The sequence below is a fragment of the Ammoniphilus resinae genome, assembly GCF_017873965.1.
Lineage (GTDB): Bacteria > Bacillota > Bacilli > Aneurinibacillales > RAOX-1 > Ammoniphilus_A > Ammoniphilus_A resinae.
Map to the genome: position 1 here is coordinate 42,622 of NZ_JAGGKT010000009.1, position 20,441 is coordinate 63,062.

General features: G+C 41.7%; 19 protein-coding genes. 9 read left to right on the plus strand and 10 right to left on the minus strand.

All coding sequences use genetic code 11. The features are described from left to right. Positions 1-55 precede the first annotated feature (55 nt). Positions 56-964 (plus strand): DMT family transporter, encoded by a 909-nt coding sequence (locus J2Z37_RS14630; protein ID WP_209811189.1) that lies wholly within the window; start codon positions 56-58, stop codon positions 962-964. Positions 965-1,047: 83 nt separating this feature from the next. On the opposite strand, the gene J2Z37_RS14635 is transcribed toward J2Z37_RS14630, so the two are convergent. Then, positions 1,048-1,701 carry a response regulator gene (locus J2Z37_RS14635; protein ID WP_209811030.1) on the minus strand — a complete coding sequence of 218 codons (654 nt, stop codon included), beginning with the start codon at positions 1,699-1,701 and terminating at the stop codon, positions 1,048-1,050. Beyond that, positions 1,670-2,896 carry a sensor histidine kinase gene (locus tag J2Z37_RS14640; protein WP_209811031.1) on the minus strand — a complete coding sequence of 409 codons (1,227 nt, stop codon included), beginning with the start codon at positions 2,894-2,896 and terminating at the stop codon, positions 1,670-1,672. The genes J2Z37_RS14635 and J2Z37_RS14640 overlap by 32 nt, the downstream gene beginning before the upstream one ends. Positions 2,897-3,079: 183 nt before the next feature. Here J2Z37_RS14640 and J2Z37_RS14645 point away from each other — a divergent pair, with 183 nt between their 5' ends. From J2Z37_RS14645 to J2Z37_RS14660, 4 genes are all read left to right on the plus strand, one after another. Beyond that, on the plus strand, positions 3,080-3,439 hold the full coding sequence (locus tag J2Z37_RS14645; RefSeq protein WP_209811032.1) for a DUF1700 domain-containing protein: 360 nt from the start codon (positions 3,080-3,082) through the stop codon (positions 3,437-3,439). A gap of 120 nt (positions 3,440-3,559) precedes the next feature. Next, positions 3,560-4,801, plus strand: a complete 1,242-nt coding sequence (locus J2Z37_RS14650; protein ID WP_209811033.1) for an efflux RND transporter periplasmic adaptor subunit — start codon at positions 3,560-3,562, stop codon at positions 4,799-4,801. Beyond that, a complete protein-coding gene (locus tag J2Z37_RS14655; RefSeq protein ID WP_209811034.1) occupies positions 4,801-7,884 on the plus strand; it encodes an efflux RND transporter permease subunit in 3,084 nt (1,027 codons plus the stop codon). Before J2Z37_RS14650 ends, J2Z37_RS14655 begins: the two co-directional genes overlap by 1 nt. Positions 7,885-8,144: 260 nt before the next feature. Then, positions 8,145-9,473 (plus strand): radical SAM/SPASM domain-containing protein, encoded by a 1,329-nt coding sequence (locus tag J2Z37_RS14660; RefSeq protein ID WP_209811035.1) that lies wholly within the window; start codon positions 8,145-8,147, stop codon positions 9,471-9,473. Between the two features lie 138 nt (positions 9,474-9,611). Here J2Z37_RS14660 and J2Z37_RS14665 read toward each other — a convergent pair whose 3' ends face one another. Beyond that, positions 9,612-9,983: an SET domain-containing protein gene (locus tag J2Z37_RS14665; protein WP_209811036.1), complete on the minus strand. Its 372-nt coding sequence runs from the start codon at positions 9,981-9,983 to the stop codon at positions 9,612-9,614. A 303-nt stretch (positions 9,984-10,286) separates the two neighbouring features. Between J2Z37_RS14665 and J2Z37_RS14670 the strand changes: the two genes are divergently transcribed. Next, a complete protein-coding gene (locus tag J2Z37_RS14670) occupies positions 10,287-11,342 on the plus strand; it encodes a PQQ-dependent sugar dehydrogenase (protein ID WP_209811190.1) in 1,056 nt (351 codons plus the stop codon). A 127-nt stretch (positions 11,343-11,469) separates the two neighbouring features. After that, positions 11,470-11,904 carry an SRPBCC family protein gene (locus tag J2Z37_RS14675; protein WP_209811037.1) on the plus strand — a complete coding sequence of 145 codons (435 nt, stop codon included), beginning with the start codon at positions 11,470-11,472 and terminating at the stop codon, positions 11,902-11,904. A 45-nt stretch (positions 11,905-11,949) separates the two neighbouring features. Here the strand turns inward: J2Z37_RS14675 and nspC are convergent, their stop codons facing one another. The 3 genes from nspC to J2Z37_RS14690 all read right to left on the minus strand — a co-directional run bounded on the left by nspC (position 11,950) and on the right by J2Z37_RS14690 (position 15,471). Next, positions 11,950-13,077, minus strand: coding sequence for a carboxynorspermidine decarboxylase (nspC, locus tag J2Z37_RS14680; RefSeq protein ID WP_209811191.1), 1,128 nt, complete (start codon positions 13,075-13,077; stop codon positions 11,950-11,952). Position 13,078: 1 nt separating this feature from the next. Next, positions 13,079-14,329 carry a saccharopine dehydrogenase family protein gene (locus J2Z37_RS14685; protein ID WP_209811038.1) on the minus strand — a complete coding sequence of 417 codons (1,251 nt, stop codon included), beginning with the start codon at positions 14,327-14,329 and terminating at the stop codon, positions 13,079-13,081. Positions 14,330-14,880: 551 nt separating this feature from the next. Then, the gene (locus J2Z37_RS14690; RefSeq protein ID WP_209811039.1) at positions 14,881-15,471 is read right to left on the minus strand and encodes a DedA family protein; all 591 of its coding nucleotides are present in this window, start codon (positions 15,469-15,471) and stop codon (positions 14,881-14,883) included. Between the two features lie 100 nt (positions 15,472-15,571). On the opposite strand from J2Z37_RS14690, the gene J2Z37_RS14695 reads away from it, so the two are divergent. Next, positions 15,572-16,651 (plus strand): NAD(P)H-dependent flavin oxidoreductase, encoded by a 1,080-nt coding sequence (locus tag J2Z37_RS14695; RefSeq protein ID WP_209811040.1) that lies wholly within the window; start codon positions 15,572-15,574, stop codon positions 16,649-16,651. Between the two features lie 56 nt (positions 16,652-16,707). Here the strand turns inward: J2Z37_RS14695 and J2Z37_RS14700 are convergent, their stop codons facing one another. Next, positions 16,708-17,142 carry a universal stress protein gene (locus J2Z37_RS14700; RefSeq protein ID WP_245203826.1) on the minus strand — a complete coding sequence of 145 codons (435 nt, stop codon included), beginning with the start codon at positions 17,140-17,142 and terminating at the stop codon, positions 16,708-16,710. 113 nt (positions 17,143-17,255) lie between these two features. Next, positions 17,256-17,867, minus strand: coding sequence for an FMN-binding negative transcriptional regulator (locus J2Z37_RS14705; RefSeq protein ID WP_209811041.1), 612 nt, complete (start codon positions 17,865-17,867; stop codon positions 17,256-17,258). Positions 17,868-17,943: 76 nt separating this feature from the next. Here J2Z37_RS14705 and J2Z37_RS14710 point away from each other — a divergent pair, with 76 nt between their 5' ends. Next, a complete protein-coding gene (locus J2Z37_RS14710) occupies positions 17,944-18,402 on the plus strand; it encodes a hypothetical protein (protein WP_209811042.1) in 459 nt (152 codons plus the stop codon). Between the two features lie 255 nt (positions 18,403-18,657). Here J2Z37_RS14710 and J2Z37_RS14715 read toward each other — a convergent pair whose 3' ends face one another. Together J2Z37_RS14715 and J2Z37_RS14720 are read right to left on the minus strand one after the other, a co-directional pair. Further along, the gene (locus tag J2Z37_RS14715; RefSeq protein ID WP_209811043.1) at positions 18,658-19,635 is read right to left on the minus strand and encodes a DMT family transporter; all 978 of its coding nucleotides are present in this window, start codon (positions 19,633-19,635) and stop codon (positions 18,658-18,660) included. A gap of 4 nt (positions 19,636-19,639) precedes the next feature. Then, positions 19,640-20,305 (minus strand): GntR family transcriptional regulator, encoded by a 666-nt coding sequence (locus J2Z37_RS14720; RefSeq protein ID WP_209811044.1) that lies wholly within the window; start codon positions 20,303-20,305, stop codon positions 19,640-19,642. Positions 20,306-20,441 lie beyond the last annotated feature (136 nt).

Sequence of the window (20,441 nt, forward strand, 5' to 3'; positions counted from 1 at the left end):
TTTGTTTAAAGGAATGGAAAGTGGGTGATTGAAATTGAAAGTTAAAATATACCTTATGCTTTTGCTGTTCTCGATTTTTACAGGGGCAACTTTCAACCTTGCTAAATATACGGTAGAATATTTCTCTGCAATTTCTGCAGCGGCTTGGCGTTTTGGTTTGGCTTCCCTCATCATGATCATCATCTTGATCGTAAAGGAAAGGAAAAAACTAAAGCTGGAGTTATTAAAGCAAAATGGATTATCTTACATCATTCTTGGAATCATTGGTATATTTGGATTTAATGCTTTGTTCTTCTTTGGAATGAAATTCACTTCAGCTATCAATGGTGCGTTGATTATGGCAACAAATCCCTTAGTAACGACAATTCTTTCAAGGATTATTCTTAATACCTCTATTACAAAACATCAAGGAGTTGGAGTTGGTTTTTCACTTATAGGTGTGGTCTTAGTTATAACTCAGGGTTCTTCGCAGGTTATAAGCCAATTGTCTTTTTCCATAGGTGACTTATTAATTTTAGGCGGTAATATATGTTGGTCTCTTTATGGTGTACTTGGACGGCGTTATATTAAAAATAGTTCAACATTATCAACTACCACATTTACAATGGTTATTGGTACTGTATTTCTGATTATTGTATCTACTTTTAATCCAAACCCTATCCCATTAGATCAAATACCACATATGGCTTGGTGGGCTATTGGATTTATGTCTATATTCACCACAGTATTAGGCTATCTATTTTGGAATCAGGGAATCTCGGAAATTGGCACAAGTAAAACTTCTATCTTTTTTAATCTTGTTCCTGTGGTGACAATGGTGATTTCATTTGCATTAGGAGATAAAGTTACTTGGATACAAGTAATGGGCACAATTTTGGTCATAAGTGGCGTTGTAATATCCTCAAATATACAATTAAAACGGAAAAACGAAATAACTCGGTTAAATAAGGGCGAAGTGATATAAATAAATCGATAGTTAATTCATGTGGCTGCCATCGAAAAAGGCAGCCTGTTATGCTAGTTATTGAGTCTTCAACTCGGAAGATATCACACCAAATCATCCTCTTGTGCCTTCCGCACGGCTTGCAGCCGGTCTTTGACCTCCATCTTACTGTATATCGTAGATACATAATTTTTTACAGTCCCTTCCGATAGAAAAAGCCTTTCTGCAATCATTCGATTGCTCAAACCTTTGGCAAGGAGCTGCAATATTTGAATCTCCCTTTCGCTAAGCCCATATTTAAAAACTGGGCTTTTTTCCTTTGAAAATGGGGTGGGGTTTTTCAGCTGTTCCATTAAAAGTTTAGCTAATTCTTGGGGGAGTAGTGTACCGCCACGATGAATCAGCTTGATTCCGGAAATCAGATCGTGGGGGTGGATCGCTTTTAGTAAATAACCCTCGGCTCCAAGTGATAGTGCTTCCACCACATGCTCTATTTCTTGGAAGGTCGTAAGAATAATCACGCGCACCCCAGGCCAATGCTGTTTAATTAATCGAGTCGCATCAATCCCATTCATCTTAGGCATATGAATGTCCATAAGAACCACATTAGGCTTCGCTTGATCCACCAGTTCAACAGCAATCTGGCCATTGTCAGCCATGCCTACGACTTCAATTTCTGGATCCATGTTCAGTATAATTTGCAGGCTTTCGCGAATTAAATCCTGATCATCCACTAGCAGAAGCTTGATATCCTTCATGTGTCACCCTCCTAATCGGCACTCTGCAAGTTAAAGTCATCCCATCTTTTTCCCCGTTCGTCAGAATCAATGAACCATTTAGTTGTTCGATTCTTTCATTCATACCCCGAAGGCCGAAGCCAGTGGGGTGATCGTCCAATCGCGATCCATTGTTTTCTACTTGGAGAATTAACTCTTCCCCTTTAAATAAAAGGGTGACGTTGATCTCTGTTGCCTGCCCGTGCCGCTTCGCATTTGTTAGAGATTCCTGCAAACAGCGAATAAAAGTCAAGCGAATAGGGGGAGTCACTGGATATTCTTCACCTTCCGTGCGGAAATGGATGGTGGTACCGGTGTGCCCCGCAAACTCACTGGAAATTCGACCCATTTCGCTGGGAAGAGGTGTATCGAGCTCAAAGGGGGCTATTTGGTGAATACTCTCGCGTATTTCATCCAGCCCTTTCCTCGTGACTTCGCGTAAAATCGTTAATTTTTCCTTTGCTAGGTCTGGAGCGGTATCTATTAAATAGGTGACAGCATCCATTCCCATAATCACAGAGGTGAATCGGTGTCCAATTGTATCGTGTAACTCACGGGCAAGGCGATTTCTTTCCTCAATTAACGTGAGGCGTTCAATTTGTTTTGCATATTGCTCAAGGGCTTTGTTCTGTTCGTGGATTAATTCATATTGCTTGCGATTTTCCTCCAATAATTTTCGGTTTCGCTGATTGGATTGCAGAATATAGTTGAAGCTATATCCGATTCCAAAGAACAAGGGAGGATCTATGAGAACAAAAAGAAGATCTATGACATTTTCCATGGACCAATATTGTGTCAAAGGGAGAATGATTGCAAAGACAGGAAACATCCAGCGGAGGCTCTGTTTCGTAGCCAAATAACCAGCCATCATCGCAGGCATGATAAATAAAGTTGCCCCGGGATGCAGCTTAAGAACGATATTTAAATAAATGCTTAAAAACGCTGTTAGGACAAACTCTGTCAAAGTGTATAGTAAATAATGATAGTATCCTGGACGGTAAAAAACCATTGGTAAAAAACAGGCCGCTATTAAAGATATGCTGAGAAGCCAAAAGGGAAGAGATGATGTCAGCACCTCGGGATGAACATAGAAATAGACAATTCCCGAGAAATAGATCATAAAGCGTAATAAAAACAGAAATGAGTCAATCCAGATCCAATCCTTTTTAACTGCCATGGAATATATTTCCTCCCCTCTCTACAAACATCTTACTAGGAAGACATGCAAAATGATAGTGATTCTAGTAACCAAAACCATCAAAAAACTTATATGACCAAAATGATGACTGAAGTGACTAGGCCTTGTGACTTTGGTTCCTTATCGTATTTTGTAACACATTGAATGGTGAGGAGGGCCGCTGTGAAAAAAGAAGAGTGGTTACAGCAAGTAAAGGAACAACTGAAGGGCTTACCAAAGGAATCAAGGGAAAAAGTGCTGGAACAATATGAAGAACTCTTTCAAATTGCCAAAGCCAATGGCAAGGAAGAGGATGAAATTATTGAGGTACTTAACGATCGAGAGTGTCCTGAGAAGCAAGTGAGGTCGTGTGAACAGATAGAACCTCAACGGCTATTGATTGTGTTTTTAATTTTAGCAATCGGATCGATCATCACCGGAATGGCGTTAGAACCGGTGTTTATTTACTCGCCAATGTTGGGGTGGAGCCTAGGGATGTTATTTTTGGGTCTATCTATATTTTATGCTGTCAAGAGGTTCTAAAACATATGACCCTAGATATGACCTCAGTTACTAATGTATGTGACTTTTACATTGTATTCTTATCCCATCAAGGGTAGATCAGACAGTTCAAAAGTCCACCCAAGCAGGAGGTATATTTAGATGAAGAAATCAATCATCATGGCTGTATCTGCTTCACTTCTTTTGTTCATGAGCGGCTGTGGAGGCGAGGATCCTCAACAGGCAGCAGCCCAGGTGTCGGAGGAAGTAAAGCTAAAATTTGTAGACGTGGTATCCATTGAGAAGCAAAAAGAACCGCTGCTAATATCCATCATGGGGACCGTTGAACCGAATCAAAGTGCATCCTTAGCGTTTAATTCAACGGGCAAGATTGTATCTCTACCTGTGAAAAAAGGAACCCATGTAAAACGGGGGCAAGTTTTGGGAGAACTCGACACCAATCTTTCCGCCACGGATGCTCTTACTGCACAAAGAATGGCTGAACAGGCCAACGCTTCTAGGAATCAATTACTCCAAGGTGCGACGAAGGAAGCGATCGACCAGCAACAGGTGAAAATCGAAAGTGCAAGGCAAAAGCTGGAGAAGGCAGAGAAGGATTTGCAAACAATGGAAAGCCTGTTTTCCAATGGTGCGATCAGTAAAAATGAAGTCGATGTGTTGAAAAATGAAGTGGCTTTATTGGCAAACAACCTGAAAACAGAAGAAATTAGTTTGGCATCCTTAATGAAGGGTCCTAATCAAGAAGAACTCACGAGCGCCAATCTATCCATTGCCCAAGCGCAAAAAGAAATGGCACGGGTGAATCAGGAACTGCAAGATAAGGTACTCAAAGCCCCATTCAACGGTATCGTGGTGGAGGTCAATCAGCAGGAAGGGGATTTGGCCAGCGGGGGAACCCCGGTGCTTACATTAGTTGATTTATCGCAGATCAAAGTGAACTTGCAGGTGAAATTAGATCACTTGGAACACTTCAAACTATATAAACAGGTGATTGTACGAAATGAAGATCAAATGAAATGGACCGGAACGGTATCCTATGTTTCTCCTGTTGCAGACCCCACCTCGGGTAAATATCTGGTAGAGATTACAGTCCCTTTGAAAAACATGGCATGGGATGGAGGGACAGTTGTGACGGTGCAAACCCCTCGAAGTCTATCTACGGGGATCGTGGTACCGCTGGCAAGTGTAGGGATCAACGAATCGGGGAATTACGTGTTGGTCGTGGATGACGGTGCAGTGAAGAAACAACAAGTTGAGTTAGGTCAAACGTTGGATGATCTAGTGGAAATCACATCCGGATTAAAAGAAGGGAAAAAGCTGATTACAAGCGGCATCTCTTACCTTCTTGAAGGGGAAAAAGTGGAGATAAGGGGTGGAAAGTAATGGGCGCCATCATTGAATTTTTGATTCGAAGAAAAGTCATTGTCTATCTGCTGACTGTATTTATCCTCTTAGCCGAAATAGGATCAGTCTTTACCTTTAAAAGAGAGCTACTTCCGAAGGCGGACTTCCCACAAATCGTCGTTTCCATTACCGGAGATGCTATCCCTCCTGAAGAAATCGAGGATAAGGTGACGAAGCCAATCGAAAAGGAGATTAAGACGCTTTCCAATGTGGAGGATTACAGTTCCACCATTTTTTCGGGAGGAACCACCATTTCTATCAAAGCTGCGGAAGGAAAAGGAACGGAAGTGAAAACCGATGTTCAGAGTATCGTGAATCGGCTGCGAAATTCATTCCCACAGGAAATAAAAGAAGTCAATATCACACAAGCCAGTTTTGGGGACGATTTTCTCATGGAAGTCGCGTTAACGGGAAAGGATTTACCCACCCTGTACAATATTGCCCAGACTACCATTAAAGACCGGGTAGAACAGGTTGAAGGGGTAAGAGAGGTCCAAATCGTGGCTGACAACCTATCCCGCAAAATAGAGATCACGTTTAATCCAAGTAAACTTGATGGATACCAAGTCACACCACAACAGGTAATGGCGGAGCTTCAGGGGGTCAATTGGAAACAAGCGATAGGTACCTTAAGCAATGATAGTTTTGATACCGTCATCGAAGTCGATAACACGTTGAAAACAGTGCAGGACATTCGTCGACAATTGATCCAGACACCGCTGGGGAGTATTCCCTTATCGGAATTAGCGGATATCAAGGATTTGCGAGGAAAGAACCAGGAAGCGGCTTTCTTTTACAATGGTGAGGATTTTATTGATCTGATCATTTTTAAAGCAGATGGCAGTGATGTCATTCAAACCGTTGATCGAGTGCAAAGCGCCTTAAACCAAATGAATCAAGAAGCCAATGGGCATTATCAGTTAACCACTTATATTGAGGCCGCCTCCTTTGTTAAGAACGCAATTAATAATTTGGGCCGGGATGTGTGTATCGGTGGAGTACTCGCCATTCTAATCCTGATGATATTCCTCAAAAACTGGCGGGTGACGTTGGTCATTGCTACAACATTGCCCTTGTCCGTGATGATGACCTTCCTGGCAATGAAAATTGGCGGCTATAACATTGATTTGGTCAGCCTGATTTCGCTTAGTTTATCCATGGGGTTAATCGTGGATGCTGGAATTGTTGTGCTGGAGTCCATTTACCATTTTCGGGAGCGGGGAGAAGAGTTAAAAGCATCGATTATTAAAGGGGTTAAAGAGGTGCTGACACCCGTCCTCACCTCTCAATTTACCATTATCGTCGTGTTTTTGCCGTTGGCACTAGCCAATATTGGCGGGAAGTCATTTGTACCCGTGATGATGACGATTACCTTTACGGTGTCGGTTGCCATTGTTTCTTCCACCATTGCTGCGTTGTTTTTCGTTCCCGTCTTTTGCGAGCGGTTTTTGAAGCATGATAAACAGATGGAGGCTAACAGGCAGCGTCAAGCGAAGAACTCCAAGCTAATAGATTTCTTTTTATCTGTTCTATCTTTGGCCATTCGGCACCGCCTAAAGACAATTGGATTGTCCCTCCTTTTACTCGTTGGAGCGACTGTTTTAGCTAGTCAAGTAAAGATGGGGTCGATCAACGATATTAACGAAAATTATGTCCGGGGGCAAATTAAAATGTTCAAAGGAACATCCTTTGATGTCTCTACGAAAGTGGCCTTGGAAGCAGAAGCAAAACTGAGAAAGATCCCCGAAGTCAAAGAAGTTTTTGTGATTGCTCAGAAAACGGACCTTACGTTTCATATGTTGCTATGGGGAAAGTCAGAATTAAAAGACCGCAGGTCAAAAGAGCCTATGCTGCATGAGATGAATCAGGCTTTAAGTTCGGTGAAGGGAACGGAAAGAGTATCCGTTGGTTTCGGAAATGGCAGTCAAACCCCCATTGAATTGGAGATTAGAGGAAAAGATTTTGATACGATGCGGAAGTTATCTGATCAGATGATCGGGGCTTTGAAGACGATCGAAGGGGTACAAAACCCTCGAAGTGACTTTAGTGATTCGGTGGAAAAGGTAATCCTAATTCCAAAGCATGATGCCCTTCAGCAATTAGGGATGGATGAGTCATCCGTGATGAGCCAATTATCCGCTTGGGTGAACCCACAGCATTTGACTAAGATCACGATTGATGATTTAGAACTTGACGTAACTGCACGTTATCCAGAAGAACTCATGAGCCATCCGGAAGAATTAAAACAGGTGATGATCTCGGCTCCGAGTGGGATGCAAGTTCCCCTGTTGAGCGTAGTGGATTGGAAAATGAGCAAGTCATTGGAACAGATCCACCATAAAAAAGGAGAGCGCGTGGCAACAATCCAAGCTGAGCTGGTGGGTAGCGACCTGGGAACAGTAGGGAAAGCCATACAGAACATCCTCGTGGGCCAGTCCATTCCGAATGGATATCAGATTGAAATGGTTGGAGTTCTCAAAACACAGAGCGATAACCTAATCAATGGCGTGATGGTTTTCCTTGGCGTTCTTGCTCTCATCTATGTAATCATGGTTGGACAGTTTAACCGCTTGTCCCATCCATTTTTAATTTTGCTCACTTTACCCATGGCGGTGGTCGGCGTAGTAGTAGGGATGGTGGTTACCGGGAGAGAGTTAAACGAGCTAGCCCTGGTTGGCGTGATCATGCTAATCGGCATCGTAGTATCCAATGCTATTTTATTAATTGACCGGATTAATATTCTCCGAGAACGGGAAGGAATGGAACTTAATCAAGCCATCATTGAGGGAACAAAAAATCGAATCCGGCCAGTCATTATGACGAAGTTAACAGCGATCTTAGGCATGTTGCCGCTAGCCTTGGCTTTATCCGAAGGAAGCAGTATGGAAGCCCCATTGGCTACCGTGGTCATCTTCGGCCTTGCGTTCCATACGCTGATAACACTCATTTTGGTACCGGTGCTCTATTCCCTGTTTGCAAGTTTCTCTTTGTGGGTAAACAGTAGAAAGCAAGTGAAACAGGAGAAACAGAAGAAAAAGAGTATTGCTGCACCTGTTGGATGATACATGGGGGAGAAGCCGTCAAAAAGACGGCTTCTTCAGCTATAGAAAATAACTCTTCAGGAATGACAACAAGAAAAGCGGAGAACTCTTTTAGGGGTAAGCAGATTTCATCTCTTGTAACCGAAGTGAACGAGAAATGTGACCATAGTCACCGTTCCTTCCAAACTCTTCCTTTATAATGTTTTTTGACTACATGCTTTATAGCAATTACTGCTGACAGCAAAGTCTTATGTAATTAAATGAAAAGGATGTTTTTATAAATGCAAGAGAATGGATGGGTTCCCTCTAGATTCAATGCTGTTTCTCATACGGATGATGGAGGAGTAATTCTTTATAATAGCTACACTGGAGCCATTGCGACATTTACTCAAGAAGAGGATGTGCTCTCTGCTCTAAGAAGGGGGGGAGTAAAAGGGGAGTTGTCCACAACCCATCAAGCATTGGTTGAATCAGGTTTTCTTGTCTCTTCAGCAGTGAATGAGGATACTCGGGCACAATTTTTACACCAATCCCTACACCGCACTGATCTCATGCATCTTGTCGTGATGCCGACAGAAGCGTGTAATTTTCGCTGTTCATACTGTTATCAAACCTTTCCACGCGGGACGATGAAGCAGGAAGTTCGAGATAGTTTAAAACAATTGATCGAGCAGAAGGCACGCTACATACAGCATCTAACGATTAGTTGGTTTGGAGGTGAACCATTACTTGCCTTTGATGTTATTGAGGAATTAAGCCATTCGATTCTTCAATCTGCCACTCGTTTTGGGTTTGATTATTCAGCAGAAATGTCTACGAATGGATTTGGATTAACCCTTGATCGCTTCCGTTCTTTACTTAGTTGGAATGTTCGCCGTTACATGATCACACTAGATGGGTTGGAAGATATGCATGATTCCCGGCGTTTTCTAGCTGGTGGAGGAGGGACTTTTCAGACGATTATTCAAAACCTGAAGGAAATTCAATCTATAGACGGGGATTTTGAAATCTTTATTCGAGTGAATTTTGATGAAGACAATTTGGGTGAGGTTCCCAAGTTTCTTGATTACCTTGGCGAATTGTTTAAAGGGGATTCTAGATTCCAGACTTTTTGTCGCCCGGTAGGGCGATGGGGTGGCGCTAACGATGGGGATCTACCCATATGCGATAGCCGTATTGCCGAATCAAAAATTTGGGAATTTACAGAGCAAGGGCTGTCGAAGGGGCTTGAGATGAGCTCCATGGTTGAGTCATTGCTAATGCCTACTGGATCTGTTTGTTATGCCGCCAAACCCCATTCCTTCGTCATTGGATCGGATGGGAGTGTCTATAAGTGTACCTGCGCTTTCGAAGAAGAGTTCAATCATGTGGGTTCTCTCTTAGCGGATGGCACGCTGGATATTGATTACGACAAATTAGCCCTTTGGGTAATGTCTGGGGAAGAACAGGATGAGGTCTGCAGATCATGCTTCTACCGCCCAGCATGTCAGGGCAATCATTGCCCTCTATATCGCATGAGAACAGGAAAACGACCATGTCCCTATGAAAAAAGAAAAATTAAGAAAGTGCTTCATTTAATTTGGAAGCAATATAACCAGGGAAGGAGGTGAAAACAATGCGTATTTTGCGCCCAGCAACTTCTCCGCATGCGGTAAACACTAGCAAACTAACTAAATCTGTACCGGGTAACCTTAAATAAGTAAGGGGGGCGTCCAAAATGGTCGCCCTTTCAATTTCACGAGAAATGTTTAATCAAACCATAAAGGATCCTTATTATCAACATCACCGTTATAGTTAATAAGTATCTCTTCGCCTTCTTTTATGTCCCTGTATGCGTAGAAATCAAATGTATCGTTTTTAAAGTTAATTTGATAAGTGGCATTCGGTTGATATGAATGGTTAAACAGCATGCCATATCCTAAAAGGATTGCGGTGTGGTCTGAACCATATTCAAAAGCGTAATCAGCAAGCAATGTTTTCTCTATAAAAACATGCTCTTCATTAGGATAAGCAATAACCGGTGCTTCATGGATCAGTTCACCTTTTGATATATTGCGTGTTGCAAATACCCCTCTATTAAACTCCCCGTTGCTAAGTTCAGAAGTCTTTATCTCAATCATGTTAATCACCACTGTAGTTTGTCTTTAAAATCAATTTTTCCCAATACATCAAGTTATATTTGTTAGTACTCTTATGGTAGCATTTGAAAGTATCCTATCTCAAGCAACTTTCTTTGAAACATTTACGTTTAAATTTTTGAACATAAAAAAGAATTATACCATGAAAAAGGTATTAGTAACAGTGGTGCATAATTAAATTGGGAAAGGGAATAAATGGCCAATATCGAATAAGTACGTATAAAGCGATTCTCAATCAAAGGGGTTGAAAATTTGCCATATCAAAAGTTATTGGTTGTTTTGGGAATGCTCTTCATCACCACAGCCTGTACTAGTAAGGAAACAGGAAAAACAGATATACCATACACCGTGGAGACGTTGGCGGAGGGACTTAATGTACCCTGGGAAATGGATGTGGCAGAAGATGGACGAATCTTCTTTACGGAACGTCCAGGGACTGTTCGCGTGATGGTGGATGGGGCGCTGTTGCCGGATCCGGTAATTGAGATGGAAGAACCTTTCCGCAGCGGTGGGGAAGGTGGTTTACTAGGCTTAGTTCTGGACCCTCAATTTGCGGAAAATCATTATATCTATGTTTACCATACATATGAGACCAACGGTGAGATTCAAAATCGCGTCCTTCGCCTGAAGGAAAGAAACAACAAGGCATCTATCGATCACGTGATTCTGGATGGTCTGGCTGGGGCGCAAAATCATAACGGGGGGCGGATGAAAATCGATCCTGATGGCTATCTTTATATCACAGCGGGGGATCGCTATGAACCAGAATTGGCTCAGAAGGAACAGAGTTTGGGTGGGAAAATTCTGCGGATAGGTCTAGACGGGTCCATTCCAGCGGATAATCCGATTCCTGATTCACCGGTATACAGTTACGGGCATCGCAATCCTCAAGGATTAGCCTGGCATCCGGATACCGGGCAGTTGTACGCTTCCGAACATGGTCAGTCAGCCCATGATGAGATTAACCTAATTGAGCCTGGGGCTAATTATGGTTGGCCGTTAATCGAAGGAGACGAGAAACAAGCTGGTTTAAAAAGCCCCCTCATCCACAGCGGAGAAGAAACTTGGGCACCGTCTGGCATGACCTTTGTTTCCCAAGGACCGTGGAAAGGTCAATTGTTGGTGGCCAATTTGCGAGGAAACCAAGTATTAAAACTTTTATTTCGAGAGCAAGGCAGGGTAGTGGATGATGTTGAACCCCTGTTTCAAGAGTGGGGCCGCATCCGCAATGTATACGAAGGTCCAGATGGCTCTCTCTTTATGATGACAAATAACCGAGACGGTCGAGGCCGACCGGCAGATGGTGACGACAAGATTTATCGACTGAAGCCCAATTCTTAAAATAAATCTGAGAGAAGGGTATAATATCCACAGGCTTTCGGAAGGTCCCTTCTCTTCCTGAGGTAAAGGAAAGTTGTCACAGGCTACACCAAAATATAACCTAGTAGAAAGTGAGTGATCATCCAATATGAATAACCTGACAAAAATGAAGATAAACAAGTCAGCAAGTGAAGTATTTGAAGCCTTTATGGATCCTGCAAAAATTGGGAACTTCTGGTTTTCCTCAAGCTCCCAGAGATGGGAATCCGGCAAGACGATTACTTTAAAATACGATGAATACCAAGCAGAAGGGGATATCAAAATCACCAAGATCGACCCAAACAAAAAAATTGTCTTCCTGTGGGGTGAACCGGGAAAAGAGAATACAGTTACCATTTCTTTATCCGAAACCAATCCGACGACCACGATTGTAGAGGTGAACGAAGAAGGGTTTGATGAAAGCGATGAGGGGTTCATCCATCAATTGATTGATAATAAAGAGGGTTGGGTTTACGTGTTAACCTGTCTGAAGGGTTATCTTGAGTTTGGGGTTACACAATTAAGGGCCGGACTTGTGAAATAAAAAGGACACACCCCCAGTTCCAAATGGAGGTGTGTCCTTTTATCATTATGCCAATCTCATTTTAAAATCTTCATAACCAAATTCACGCGCGATATAGCAATCTCCATCTTTCCCTTTCACCGCGATGGCTGGCAAAGGCATTCCGTTAAACGTAGTGTTTTTCACCATGGAATAAATGGCCATATCTCCGAAAACTAATCGATCGCCACTTTTCAATGGCTGGTCAAACGAATAATCTCCAATAAGATCACCGGTAAGGCAAGTGTTTCCACCCAACCGATAGGTAAATGGTTTCTCTCCTGCTTCTCCTGATCCGAAGAGAGGGGGACGATAAGGCATCTCAAGTACATCTGGCATATGGCAGGTGGCGGAGGTGTCAAGAATGGCGATCTCAATTCCATTTTGGTGGGTATCAAGAACGGACGTAATGAGATATCCCGCATTCAAGGCGACGGCCTCGCCTGGCTCCAGATAAACCTCCAAACTGTACTTGTCCTGCATCCTAGTAATACATTCTTCTAACAAGGGGATGTTGTAATCTTCCCTTGTAATATGGTGTCCACCGCCAAAGTTGATCCATTCCATTTGCGATAACCACGGTCCGAATTTTTCTTCGACCACATCAAGGGTTTTTGCCAAATCATCCGAATCCTGCTGACAAAGAGTGTGAAAATGTAACCCGGAAACTCCCTCAAGCAATTCAGGACGAAAATGTTCTAAAGTAACCCCAAACCGAGATCCTGGAGAACAAGGATCGTAAATAGCATGTCCTTCTTGTGTAGAGCATTCTGGATTGATCCGAAGTCCCACTTTTCTTCCTGCTGCAAGAACTTTATCTTTGTATTTTTCCAATTGGGAGAAGGAATTAAAGATAATGTGATCACATATCCGGGTGATCTCATCCATTTCTTCCTCGCGGTAGGCTGGGGAAAAGACATGATTTTCTTTCCCCATCTCCTCATAACCTAGGCGAGCCTCGAACAGGCCGCTGGCTGTCGTACCGCTGATATATTCCGCAATGAGCGGATACATTTTATACATGGAAAATGCCTTTTGTGCTAAAACAATCTTACATCCGGTCCGTTTGATAACCCCATTTAATATCTGTAAGTTTTTTTCTACCAGTTCTTCATCGATGACATAACACGGTGTAGGCAATTCTTCAAACCGCATCTTAGCCAACTAGCTCCGCTTCTAGGTCCTTGGATTCTTTTTCTTCAGGGTAGGCATCGACGATTTCCGGATTAAAGTCTTCTTTCCAAGGAAGTCCCCATTTGTTCAGAGCTTCCATGAATGGATCTGGATCGAACTCTTCGATATTGTATACACCTGGTTTATTCCACTTGCCAGTTACAACCATCATGGCACCGATCATGGCAGGAACGCCAGTTGTATAGGAAATAGCCTGGGATCCCACTTCTTTAAAGCATTCTTGATGGTCACAAACATTGTAAACATAGTAAGTCTTTTCTTTTCCGTCCTTTTTCCCTTTAAAAATACAACCAATGTTGGTTTTCCCTTTGGTTCTTGGGCCAAGGGAAGCTGGGTCAGGCAATAAAGCTTTCAAGAATTGAAGAGGAACGATTTGCTGTCCTTCATATTCAATCGGCTCAATCGAAGTCAAACCAACATTTTCCAGGCATTTCAAATGAGTAAGGTAGCTTTGTCCGAAAGTCATGAAGAAACGAATCCGCTTCAATCCTGGGATATTTTGTGCAAGGGACTCCAATTCTTCGTGGTATAACAAGTACATGTCTTTCTCGCCTACTTCAGGGAAGTCGTACACACGCTTGATTTCCATTGGTTTGGTTTCAATCCATTCGCCTTTTTCCCAGTATCTTCCGTTCGCAGAAACCTCACGGATATTGATTTCAGGGTTGAAGTTGGTCGCAAAAGGATAGCCATGATCCCCACCATTACAGTCAAGAATATCGATATATTCAATTTCATCAAAGTGATGCTTCAACGCATATGCAGAGAATACGCCCGTTACTCCTGGGTCAAATCCGCTGCCAAGAAGTGCAGTGATCCCAGCTTTTTCAAAGCGCTCGCGGTATTCCCACTGCCACTTGTATTCGAATTTTGCTGTATCTTCTGGCTCATAGTTCGCTGTGTCCATGTAGTGGGTTTTTGTTGCCAAGCAAGCATCCATAATCGTTAGATCTTGATAAGGCAAGGCCAAGTTCATTACGATGTCTGGTTTAAATTCATGGATTAACTCAACCAGCTCATCGACATTGTTGGCGTCCACTTGAGCCGTAGAAATTTTAGTTTTTCCACCGTCAAGCTTCGCTTTTAACTCATCACACTTTGATTTTGTACGACTTGCAATGCAAATTTCTTCGAAAACTTCACTGTTTTGAACACACTTATGAATAGCAACAGAGGCTACACCGCCACAACCTATAATCAATGCTTTTGCCAATTTTCCCAACTCCCAACTAAATTGATTTTCAAAGCAAGAGGCGTTTTAAAAAACAAAAAAGCAAGTGTAATAACGCATAACGCGCACGACACTTGCTTTAGATATAATTATCAACATTAAAAAGCATAAATTTTATCTATGACTAAAGTCATAGATGTCCTACCATAAAAATTCCAAATCACAGGTAGAAAGCTCTTTAATATTCAACATATATCAAGATAGGACTCAGAGTCTATATAGCAAATAATTACTTTTAGCACTCTTATTGACCGTTTCACAAGTTGTGTGCATTTATGCACTGGTTGTAAAGTAACCAACTTATAAAATTTGAGCTTTTAACTCAATCAATAAGGCAACTAAAGTTGCCAGACGGCATTTGACCCGGCTGTCCGTATGGCCTTAACTCCTTAGGGGAGTGGTCAAAATTATCTGCTTGGAAAGACTCTTATATATTGAATATCCGCTTTCCAAAATTAATACTCTACTAGAGTAACAACATCCAAACAAAATTTCAATAGGGAAAATAAAAAAATATGAGAGAAAAAATTATATTAAAGCGGATTCCGCTTCCTTTTGGATATAAAGTACAAAATGATTACGGCTAAGACAATAACAATAGGCACCAAATATTGATGGAGAAGGAGATGGTATTTCTCCCATCCAATCTCTACATAACGACCGAAGACAACAAAAATAGTGATCCACAAAACAGTGCCGATACCGTTATAAACAGAGAATTTAACAAAACTCATTTGGTTTATCCCAGCTAAGTAAGCAACAAGTACCCGAACTCCCGCAATAAATTTGGCAAATATTAATAAAATAACAGGGGATTTATTGAATCTGGCTTCCGCCTTTTCGAATCGTTCATGGGTTAATCCAATCGCTTTACCGTATCTGAAAATAAGGGTGTGACCAAATGACCGCCCAATAAGAAAAGCAACGGTGGAACCTAAGATGTTACTTACAATGGCAATAACAAGCAGGGGAAGTAAGGAAAAGGTTCCTTTTGACCACTCGATCCCGGAAAGCGTCAACAGCGTTTCACCTGGAAATGGGATTCCAATCATCTCAAGAAATAGCGCACCAGCAATGCCTGTATACCCATAATCGTGTATGATATGTTGTAGATCAAAATGCATGGAATAATCACCTTTTTATGTCGATGTTTTATTATTACCGATGCTAGAAATACATACACAGAGTTATCCACAAATATAAAGGGAGGAAGGTGTTAGGACAATGACTTTATCAACAAAATTAACAGAGCTGCTGGGGATTGATTTTCCGATTATTCAGGCGGGAATGGCGGGTGGAACGACGACACCGTCACTGGTCTCTGCCGTTTGCAATGCTGGGGGATTAGGAACGTTAGGTGCCGGTTACATGTCCCCGCTGCAAATGAGAGAAGCGATTAAGGAAATTCGCCAGCACACCAATCGACCGTTTGCGGTCAACTTGTTTATTCCTGAACCTATTGATGAACAAGCCTTATCGAAGGTACAACGTGTCAATCAGGTGATGAAAAAATTTCGCGATCAACTAGGGATTGTTGAATCACAAATTACCAAGTTTACCGAATCCTTTGAAGATCAGCTGGAGGTCGTTCTGGAAGAGAAAGTTCCAATCTTTAGTTTTACCTTCGGGATCCCTTCAACGGAAATTCTTCAAGCATTAAAAAGAAATCAAACGATCATCATTGGAACAGCGACGACTGTGAATGAAGCCATTGAATTGGAGGCAAGGGGAGTAGATGCGATCGTCGGGCAGGGTAGTGAGGCCGGAGGGCATCGAGGTACGTTCGGCGGGGAATTTGAAGATTCGCTAATCGGCACGATGGCTTTGATTCCACAAATGGTGGATCATGTCAAAGTCCCCGTGATTGCTTCAGGTGGGATCATGGATGGGCGCGGATTGTTGGCCTCGCTTGCTTTGGGAGCAGAGGGTGTACAAATGGGAACCGCCTTTCTTACCTGCCCAGAAAGTGGGGCGCATGCCGAACATAAACGGGCCATCCTAGGCAGCAATGAACAAAGTACAGTGTTGACCCGTTCTTTTTCTGGAAAACCGGCAAGAGGCATAAAGAATAAATTTATTAGCGAGATGGAACAGCACGCGGAGATCATCCCAAGTTATCCGGTCCAAAATGCCTTGTCGAAAGATATTAGAAGCGCCGCCGGAAAACAAAATCAAACAGATTGTATGTCTTTGTGGGCGGGGCAAGGTGTAAGGTTGAGTAAAAGCAAAACAGCAGAAGAAATAGTGCGTGATGTCGTGAATCAAACAATAGATTTGTTGGGTAAAATCCAATCTCGGAATTAAACCTGAAAACCTCCCGGATCGACCTTGCCGATACTGGGAGGTTTTGTTTTACACTACTATTTCATAATAAACACTGGGCAAGGTGATTTTTGGACGACATAATGACTCACACTGCCAAGGAACATTTCCTTGATTCCACCAAGTCCACGGCTTCCCATGACGATCAAATCCACACCATTTTCCTTCACAAAATCAACGATGGCAAGAGCCGGGTTTCCTTCCTCCACAAAGGTTTGCGTCTTATTTGGCAGGTCTTTTAGACTTCTCCCTACCTCTTCAAGAGCTTTCTTTGCGGCTTTTAGATGCTCTTCTCGTAAAGGATCATCAAAATAGCCATAGGCAGTGTAATAGGGATTCGTGAGGATTGTCACTACATTAAGAATGACTAATTCTATGGTCTCATCCTGCTTTAACAGTGTTTTTGCCATTTCCAATGCTTTCTTGCTTTCTTCAGAACCATCATAAGGAACTAGAATTTTAGAATACATCATGATCATCAACCTCCCTTGAGTAAGGAAATCTCTTACAACTCCATCATAGTCGGGGGAGGGAAAAGAGGTTGTGATGAAAGTTACAAAGTATGATGATGTTGAAAATTTGACAATTATTTTCTTAGGTTTGCTTTCATTAGTGATAAAATTTTCTGTTCGTTAATATTTGGGATTTGTTCTAGCTGCTTAATTACTAATTCCTGACGTGTCTTGGGCTGGTTCTGACTTAACTTAGCTTTTCCTTCGATCTTGCTGATTTTTATTTTGAAACCTTGTATCCCCCTATACATCCGAGCCAGATAGTCAGCATCGATCTCTTGCCACTGATACGAACTTTCCGGGATCTCGTACTTCAATACCATTTTCTGCAAGGAATCCACCAGCTCTTTTTCATCCTGAATTAGCTCTACCTCGCCGTATACATGAACCGTTACATAGTTCCACGTTGGAACGGATAGATTGGATTCATACCAGGAAGGGGAGATGTAGCAATGTGGACCATGAAAAATAGCCAAGACCATTTGATGACTAATATCCTTCCACTGAGGATTCGATCGAGCAAAGTGCCCATATAAATACTGGTTCTCCTGATCCAAAAGTAAAGGTAGATGTGTCGCGAAAGGGATTCCATCGTGTTGTGAAAACAGCGTTGCAAAACTTTGTTCATTGATAATGTCGTAAGCGACTTTTTTATCTTCGATCTGAAAGTGTGAAGGAATATACATGGGATGACCTCGTCTCTTTTTAAGATAATCATATGTTATATTCTTTATATTAGGATAAAAGGTGGATTGTTTAAATATGTTTAATGACTTTGAAGAATTTGAGAAAGTATTGGTCAGCAATAGAGATTCCGGGGACGTTACGTGTAGGATGAAGGATATTAATCAAGTTGGAAGGGTAGTGGAGGTGAAAGAGCAATTTTTACAAGAGGTTGGTCTTAATTCGGATAGAATAAAAGGAAGATGGAAGGAAGTTGATCGAAAGACGGCTGGAAGAATTTTAGAATACATATTGTCTGTGGATATGGCCTATGATATAAAGTTGAAATCCAAGCCCTTAGCCGATCAGTTAGGGAGGTATTTTTTAAACCAGTTTCATTTCGATGCAAAATACTATACGAATGGAGATTTCGAGGAGAAGACTGGGTTCCTTAGGATTAGGGGATGGATTCCTGTCACAGCCTCCACATTTGATACGGGAGTCGTGGTGATGGATGAGGATAGGATCGGTATTCTTTGGACGGAAGATGATGATTAGTGATTAGATGAGTTGCTGGTTTTTTACCGTAATTCTTACAAACTCCGCTCCAATTATCGATGAAGACCATTTTCACAGAATCCGAGGTGTGTTTTGGTCATCATAGCCTTGATGAAGACCATTTTCACAAAATCCGAGGTTCATTATGGTCTTCATAACCCGGATGAAGACTGTTTTCCCGGTCAACTAGGTGCGATATGGTCTTCATAAAATTTATTCCTACAACACGGCCAATATAGCCCCGCTTTCCATTAATTAAACACTTTGCTCAATTATTGTACTTGGGCGTTTCTCCTTCTTACCCTTCTTATGGTGTGTCGCAATCCCAATTCCCGCACTTATAAACAAAAAGCCCAAAATATGTTGTAACAATAATTCTTCACCCAGGTAGACAACAGCTCCAAATAAAGCCGTGACCGTATTTAAGTTTAGGAAGATCGATGACGCCCCGACTCCTAACTGTTGAATACAATTATTCCATAATATAAAAGCAAAGGCAGTCAGAACGACGGAAGATAGCATAATTTTAATCCAAGTGAAACCTGCAAAGGTCAGTACAACACCCATATCTCGAGTGACCGGAACGACAAGAAGCATGATAGATCCTAAGATATACATGTAAGCTGTGATCGGAATGACATGCATGGAATTGGCCAATCTACGAATATAAACAAAACTTAACGCCTGGGTGGCCATTGAAATAAAGATGAGAATATCCCCGATAGAAAAAGAAAAGGAAGAAAAATCTCGAAACACGATAAAACAAATACCGATAAAGCCAAGGAATATACCTATATAATGGCGGCGAAAGAGAACCTCTTTTAACATCAAAGCACCAAGAAGAGTAGAGGTTAACGGGTTTAGTCCCATGATTAGTGCGCTATTTGTCGTTTGAGAATAGGCTAGCCCCAACGCTAATGTGATTTGGTGCAGGAAAACGCCTAAGAAGCTTATGACAAGTAAAGAAATCCATTGTTGCTTATTCGGGCGAACCAAACCAAAGCCAATGTAACATATGATTGCTAAGGTAATAGCTACAAGAAACATTCGCAAAAAAGCAAGGATTAAGGGATCAATGGTAAATAATAACGACTTAATTAAAACCATATTATGTCCCATAAAGATAGCTGTCAAAGTTGCAAAGAAATATGGGCTTTTCATAGCAGAAACCAAAAGGAATTCACCTACTTTTTTTGTATTTGCCAAGTTGAGTTTAAACGTCTGTTCCTTCATCTATTTAAAGCAGTGCATATAGTTCCTGCATGGCTTTTAATATATGTCGCTTCATAATCATAGAGGCTTTTTCTGCATCGTGATTTTGTAAAGATAAAATGATGGAATCATGCCCTTTCACAGAGGCAAGAGTAGCTGCAGGGGGCTGTTTTAAAAAGACATAACTAAATCTCCCAATGTGCATCTGCAAAGAAGAGCTGAATGAAGCAATATATGGATTTTCGGATACTTCAATAATAAAATTGTGAAACTGTTCATCGAGTTCCATGGCCTGAAAAGGTTGCTCATTTTCGACAGCATTTCCAAATTGAAGATTGATTTCTTTCAACATTTCAATTTGCTCTGGAAGAATTACTTTCGCTGCATATTCAGCAGCTAAAGTATAAAGGGACGCAAGGATCGGATAGATTTTTAGAATATCCTCCTTATCTAGGTTGGTCACCCTTGTTTCTTTCCCCGGATGCATCGAAACAAAACCCTGAACCTCCAAAAGTTGAAAAGCCTCCCTGATCGGCGTCCTGCTTACACCCAGAGCTTCAGCTAGTTCTGCATCGATCAATTTTTCCCCTGGTTGTAGTGTTCCATCAATGATCCAGCTTTGAATTTGCGATAAAGCTCGTTCTTTTGCAGACATACGAATTGGTGAAGAAAAATTTTTCGGTATTGGCATGTGAACCGTCCTTCTTTTGTCTTCTTATATATGCAATATATCGCATACTTATATTGGGTGCAAGTAAAATTTGAAATGAAAAAATAAATATAAAGTTGAAACAACTGAAAAAAGAAGCAACAAGTGTGCTTCTTTT